This window comes from Bacillus sp. JJ1562, from assembly GCF_036962705.1.
In the GTDB taxonomy this organism is placed as follows: Bacteria; Bacillota; Bacilli; order Bacillales; family Bacillaceae_L; genus Ferdinandcohnia.
On sequence record NZ_JBALOQ010000059.1, the window covers coordinates 21,144 to 27,839 of the forward strand.

At 37.8% G+C, this 6,696-nt stretch carries 5 protein-coding genes; 3 read left to right on the forward strand and 2 right to left on the reverse strand.

All coding sequences use genetic code 11. The features are described 5' to 3' along the window. The first annotated feature begins 203 nt into the window (after positions 1–203). Positions 204–983 (forward strand): enoyl-ACP reductase FabI, encoded by a 780-nt coding sequence (gene fabI, locus V7097_RS24150; RefSeq protein ID WP_335706187.1) that lies wholly within the window; start codon positions 204–206, stop codon positions 981–983. A 43-nt stretch (positions 984–1,026) separates the two neighbouring features. Here fabI and V7097_RS24155 read toward each other — a convergent pair whose 3' ends face one another. Both V7097_RS24155 and mgtE read right to left on the reverse strand, forming a co-directional pair. Beyond that, positions 1,027–2,874: a monovalent cation:proton antiporter family protein gene (locus V7097_RS24155; protein ID WP_335706188.1), complete on the reverse strand. Its 1,848-nt coding sequence runs from the start codon at positions 2,872–2,874 to the stop codon at positions 1,027–1,029. A gap of 12 nt (positions 2,875–2,886) precedes the next feature. Then, a complete protein-coding gene (gene mgtE / locus V7097_RS24160) occupies positions 2,887–4,269 on the reverse strand; it encodes a magnesium transporter (RefSeq protein WP_335706189.1) in 1,383 nt (460 codons plus the stop codon). Positions 4,270–4,495: 226 nt separating this feature from the next. Between mgtE and V7097_RS24165 the strand changes: the two genes are divergently transcribed. Continuing rightward, positions 4,496–5,671, forward strand: a complete 1,176-nt coding sequence (locus tag V7097_RS24165; protein WP_335706190.1) for an FtsW/RodA/SpoVE family cell cycle protein — start codon at positions 4,496–4,498, stop codon at positions 5,669–5,671. 207 nt (positions 5,672–5,878) lie between these two features. After that, complete coding sequence (prpE, locus tag V7097_RS24170) at positions 5,879–6,616, forward strand: bis(5'-nucleosyl)-tetraphosphatase PrpE (RefSeq protein WP_335706191.1); 738 nt, start codon at positions 5,879–5,881, stop codon at positions 6,614–6,616. Positions 6,617–6,696: the final 80 nt, after the last annotated feature.

Consider the following 6,696-nt stretch of genomic DNA (forward strand, 5'->3'; position numbering starts at 1 on the left):
CCTTATACCTTTTAGTAAGCTTAAAATAATCCCCAACAGATGGGGATCTCCATGGTTCTAGTATTCAGGTAAAAAATCATAAATTGAATAATTCATCACAACCACTTGGGTAAAATAATAAAAAATGATATAGTTAGCATCAGATACTAAAACCAGGTATAATAAAAGAAAATAAAATTTATTATGCTGTCATGGAGGTAACAATGGAAGATTTAATTCAATTAGAAGGTAAAAATGTTGTAGTTATGGGCGTAGCCAATGAAAGAAGTATTGCTTGGGGTGTTGCTGAATCCCTATATAAAGCTGGAGCAAAAGTCATTTATACATATCGTCTAGACCGTTCACGCGAAAAGCTAGAAAAATTATTAGAGAAATTCAACCTACCAGCTGAAATGATTGTAAGATGTGATGTGAACAGTGATGAGAGCATCTCACAAGCATTTACTGAAATCGGTGAAAAAGTAGGTACCATTCATGGATTAGTACACTCTGTTGCGTTTGCCAATGCAGATGACTTAAAAGGTGATTTTATCGATACTTCAAGAGATGGCTATGCATTCGCACAAGATACTAGTGCCTATTCATTAGTAGCTGCAGCAAAAGCAGCTCGTCCATATTTAGCAGAAGATGCATCTATCCTCACAATGTCTTATCTAGGTGCTGTACGAGCTCTTCCAGGCTATAATGTAATGGGAATTGCAAAAGCTTCACTTGAAGCCTGTGTAAGATATCTTACATTTGACCTTGGAAAAGATGGAGTTAGAATCAATGCTATTTCAGCTGGTCCAATCAGAACATTAGCAGCTAAAGGAGTACCAGGCTTCAATGATATTATGAAAATGATTGAAGAAAAAGCTCCACTTAAGCGAAATGTAACAAAAGAAGATGTCGGTAACATGTCCATCGCCATGCTAAGTAATCTTTCACGTGGTGTAACTGGTGAAGTTATCTATGTTGATTCTGGATATAATATTGTAGGTTAAAAAAACGAGGGCGACCATTTCATTGGGTCGCCCTTTCTTACTTTTAAAATTCCAAATCCACTTTCAACTCGTCCACATACTCTCTTGAACCGGTCACTATTAATCGGTCACCAAGCAGAAGTTCCGTGTCACCATGCGGAACAATTGAGTCTTTGCCTCTAAAAATCTGAACAAAGATAACATCTCCGGTGAATGGGAAATTTCGAAGCATCGTTCCATCATATAAACTATTATTCATTTCAATTTGATACAAGGACTGCTCCTGATTCGTCAAGATTGTCATAAGACTTGGCGCCTCGATTAACGCACGGAGTAATGTATTTGTAGACATTAATAATGAGAACACATCGATACCCAGTTCCTTAAGCTCCTCACCAAGTTCACTCGATTCAGTTCTCGCAATGACGCGGTCGACTCCATTTTCCTTCGCGAATTTCGCAATTTCAGCATTCTGTTCATCAGACCCTGTTGTAATAACCAAAATATCCACATCAAACACATTTGATCCTTGAAGGTTTTCAATTGAATAATCTTCAAGCCCTACAATTTCGAATACAGAGTCAGAATGTTTTTTATCAATCTTATCCTGCATCATATGAAAAATCGTCGTTTCATATAATTTTGAGTTCAATTCCCTTGTCACAGGTAATGACGTTTGGTTTGCGCCAATAAAGGCAACGCGAATAACAGGTTCTTCGTTCACCTGCTTTGGAAAAAGCCTTTTAAACCCAATTGGTGAAACAATACTTGCAATAACGGCAACTAAGATTAAGGCACCCGACATTCGATCATCAATTATCCCCATCTTTTCCCCGACAGTTGCTGCTGCAATTACAAGAGATAATGTTGATGTTAATAAAGCACCGGCTCCAATCGTGGTTCGCCAATCATACCAACGCTTAAGATATAGAATCGGAAGCATTTTTGAAATGACTAGAGCAATAAATAATAATGGGATGAGCAATAAGATTTTCGGATCCTGGAAAAGCGTCCATAGGTCAAGTTCGACACCAATCATCACGAAAAAGATTGGAATTAAAAATCCATAACCAAATGAATCAAGCTTTTGGACCATTTCATGATTGGGTGACAGTAATGACACTAATACACCCGCTAAAAACGCACCTAAGATATTCTCTGCACCAATCGTTTCAGAAAGAGCCACAAGAATCATGATTAATGCAAAAATAGCTCTTGTTCCAATTTGAACTGTTCCTTTGGACATTGTTTCAAGAAAAGAACGATTCTGGAATCTTTTCCCTACTAAATAAAGGAGTACCCCTGCACCAAATAAGATTAACAAGAGCCACATATTACTCTCTCCGCCCCCATAAATGGATGCAAAAACAGCAAGTAAAATCATCGTAACAAGGTCAGCCACTACTGCAACAAGTAAAATAATCTGACCAATATTTGATTTCATAATTTGCGCATCCTTCAGGGTCGGTACTACGACCCCTAATGAAATCGTCGAAATAATTAACGTCATTAAAAAGGCATTATCCGTAAACCCTGTCCACACAAATATATAAGATAACAGAAGAGACAAAATAAAAATTCCTGCAAAAACCACTATAGAAACAAGGATTGTACTTGGAGCCTTTTTACCATTCGGTACTGTTTTTTTCTTTTTTCCACCTGCAAAAGCAGTAAAATCAATTTCAACTCCACTTAAAAACATCAAAAAGATAAATCCTAATGTAGATAAGGTTTCAAGCCATATATCAGGTTCAACAACGTCAAACCCACTTTTTCCGATCATAATCCCCATGATAATTTCTGCTACAACAACAGGGATTACCCGTAGTTGAAACCTATGTAATAACAGTGGTGTTATAAATGCCACCACCATTACAATTACTAACGACGTTAATGATGAACCATGTTCCATGCTATCCCCCCTTTATGAAACAAGATAACCCATAAAGAAGGTTGCTAATCCAAAATAAATTAAAATACTAATAATATCATTAATTGTGGTGATAAAAGGTCCTGACGCAACCGCTGGGTCTACCTTTAAACGATGCATAAGCAATGGTACAAGTGCACCGGCAAGAGTCGCCACAATCAATGTAATTAGAATTGAAAATCCAACTAATACTCCTAGAAAGAAATCACCTTTCCAAAAATAAACAACAAACATGATTACCGTGCCACAAACAGTCCCAGTTATTACACCGGTTCCCGCTTCCCTTAGAATCAATAGCCATTTATTTTCATCCTCATCCTCACCAATCGCAATTCGACGAACGGCAACAGCCAATGCCTGTGTTCCAGTATTACCGGCCATACCTGCAATTAACGGAATAAAAACGGCTAATATCGCAACCTGATCTAAAGTTGCTTCAAATCTTCCAATTAAGCTTGCGGTCAGCATTCCAAGAAAAGATAAGATAATGAGCCATGGCAATCTCTTTTTAGCGGATGTAAAAATATTTTTATCAGCCGAATCCACATCTGAAATCCCCGCAAGCTTCGAGTAATCATCAGATGCCTCTTCATCGATAACATCAATAATGTCATCAACTGTAATAATCCCCAATAAATGATTTTGAAAATCGATAACCGGAACCGCTAAGAAATTATAATCCCTCATCTTCCGCGCTACCTCTTCTTGGTCTTCACTAACAGACACGGATACAACGCGGTCATTCATTATTTCATTGATCATAGTATCGTCATCGCTTACAAGCAAATCACGAATTGAAATGACCCCGACAAGTCTTTTTTCTTCATCTATCACATACACATAATAAATCGTTTCGGCCCGGGGAGCTTCCTTTTTCAAGATGTACATCGCTGATTTTACTGTTTGATTTGCATGTATCGCAATAAATTCGGTAGTCATGATACTACCAGCAGTGTATTCCTCATAATGAAGAAGCTGTTTAATTTCCCCTGCAGCTTCAACATCCATAATTGTTAAATAGCTTGCAACCTGATCTTTGTCTAATTCATTCAATACGTCAACTGCATCGTCGGCATACATCTGAGAAAGCATATCCGCGACAAAGGTTGGATCCATTTCAGATAAAAGCTCTTCATATTCATTCTCATCGATCTCAAGGTTTTCAAAAACCTCAGCCATTTCAGTTGGAGACAAAAAATGATAGACGTTCATTCTCGCATCTTTTGGCAACTTTGCGTAGAACTTTGATCTTTCATATGGATGTATTTCTAAAAATATTGCTCGGAATTCGTCAATATTCTCATTTTCAAGAGCTGTCAGCAATTGTTCATTTTCTAACTGTTGCTGTTCTTTTTCAGTAAACTCATGTTGCAACATTCTCCTCCCCCTCCTAACATACATTTCATAATATGTAAGATGCGACCATTTACTTTTTGTGGCATTTTGTATATCATTAATTTTTTAGTTTGCACAATGTAATGATTTGCAATCAAACAAAAATAAGCTAAGATAGAATTGGCTCTTTATATATATTTGGATACTGAATGTTACCCTGTTTTCTATGATATAAAACTCGTGCCTGATTAGAAAGGATTTTTTATCCATGAATAAAGAAAATATTCCTCAAAAAATTGATTATACATTATTGTTTATATTATTTCTCATGGCCATCGTTAGTGCCATCGCCATCCAAAGTGCACAGCCCTTTTTACCAGAAAAGCTTAAAAACATAAATTTCGCAGCCCAGCAGCTTCAGTGGTATGTGATTGGAATTGTCGCCATCATTGGGACAATGGTTATTGATTTTGACCGCTTTAAAATGATTTCCTGGTACTTATACGGATTCGGGATGTTTTTATTATTTGGTCTCTTTTTAGAAAAATTTATTAGCGTACCCTTTGCTCAGACAATCAAAGGAGCAACAGCCTGGTACTCATTTCCTGGTTTAGGAAATTTCCAGCCGTCAGAATTAATGAAAATTATTATGATCATAGTGTTAAGCAAAATTATAGCTGATCACCGTGAAAAATACCCGATTAATACGGTAACGGATGATTTACTATTAATTGGTAAAATCATTTTGACATCCCTGCCACCCATGTTTCTACTCTATAAACAACCGGATATGGGAATGATTATGGTCTTTATGTCAATCATTGCAACAATGATTCTTGTTGCAGGGATTAAATGGAGAATTATTTTTACAGCTGTTTTTTCAGCTGTACTTGCAATATCTACAGGTGTTTTTCTCTACTTTTATTTTCCGGATTTTTTCTTTAAGTATATTATTCAGGACTACCAGATGAACCGTTTTTATGGTTGGCTCGCTCCTTTTGATACTGCTGGCAATGAGGGGCACCAACTAGTCCGCTCCTTACTTGCGATTGGATCTGGCCAGTTAAACGGCAAAGGTTATCAGGAATCTGAGGTTACAATCCCTGAAGGGCACACCGATTTTATTTTTGCTGTAGTTGCCGAACAATTTGGATTTATAGGAGCAAGTGTTATTGTATCCTTATTCTTCTTATTAATCTATCGAATGATTCATATTGCACTAGAAAGTCACGATCCATATGGTAGTTATTTATGTGCAGGCGTTATCGGTATGATTACCTTCCAGGTATTCCAAAACGTTGGAATGACAGTTGGAATCTTACCAATCACGGGTCTTCCATTACCATTCATTAGCTATGGTGGGAGTTCACTCGCTACCTATATGATTGCAATTGGGATTGTGCTGAATGTTCGTTCGAGAACGAAGAAGTTTATGTTTGATTAACTTTATCAGAAGGGATTTATTTCCCTTCTGATAAAGTTAAAGCCTCCGGCGGATGCCACAGATTTTCAAAGGAAACTTTTCGAGCTTGCTCGAAAAAATCTGGGCGCAAATAAGCCAAAGCGTATTTGATTATGAAATAAAATCACGACATTTTTGCTATAATAGTGGGAGTGACGTGATTTTTTTACTTTTGGAAAGGTGCTTATAATGAAAATAGATGTAATCGGTGACATTCATGGATGTTATAAGGAGTTTGAAGAATTAACAACAGAATTAGGCTATTCGTGGGAAAGCGGGATTCCCATACATAATGAACGAGTGTTAGCTTTTGTAGGAGACTTAACAGATCGCGGTCCAGAGTCGTTGAAGGTAATTGAAACTGTATACAAGCTTGTAGTTCAGGAGAAAAAGGCGTTTTATGTACCGGGCAATCATTGTAATAAGCTATATCGTTTTTTTCTCGGGAACAAGGTCCAAACTACACATGGCTTGGAAACAACAGCGGCCGAATATGAGGCTCTCGATACAATGAATCAAGAATCGATTCGTAATCAGTTTATTGAGTTGTATGAGTCTGCCCCGCTTTATGAAAGACTGGATGGAGGAAAGCTAGTCATTGCACATGCAGGGATACGTGAGGATTATATCGGTCGTAATGATAAAAAAGTGAAAACCTTTGTGTTGTATGGGGACATTACAGGTAAAAACAACCCTGATGGAACGCCAGAAAGACGAGATTGGGCAAAACAATATAAGGGATCATCGTGGATTGTTTACGGGCATACGCCAGTGCAGGAGCCCAGATGGGTAAATCATACGGTGAATATCGATACCGGTTGCGTGTTCGGCGGAAGCTTGACGGCTTTGAGGTATCCTGAGATGGATACAATCTCAGTGCCTTCGTCGATGCCGCTTGTGAAGGAAAAGTTTCGGGAGGTTGGGTAGTTTAGTTGCACCTCCAGTTCAGTTCGAGGGTCATCAATCTCCTAATATTTGGATTTCGGTTCACCTCCAGCTCAGTTCGA

What these genes read in the sequence shown, in the direction of transcription:
- fabI (WP_335706187.1), top strand. Translation starts at nt 204, where the DNA reads ATGGAAGATTTAATTCAATTAGAAGGTAAAAATGTTGTAGTTATGGGC.
- mgtE (WP_335706189.1), bottom strand. Translation starts at nt 4,269, where the DNA reads ATGTTGCAACATGAGTTTACTGAAAAAGAACAGCAACAGTTAGAAAAT.
- prpE (WP_335706191.1), top strand. Translation starts at nt 5,879, where the DNA reads ATGAAAATAGATGTAATCGGTGACATTCATGGATGTTATAAGGAGTTT.
- V7097_RS24165 (WP_335706190.1), top strand. Translation starts at nt 4,496, where the DNA reads ATGAATAAAGAAAATATTCCTCAAAAAATTGATTATACATTATTGTTT.
- V7097_RS24155 (WP_335706188.1), bottom strand. Translation starts at nt 2,874, where the DNA reads ATGGAACATGGTTCATCATTAACGTCGTTAGTAATTGTAATGGTGGTG.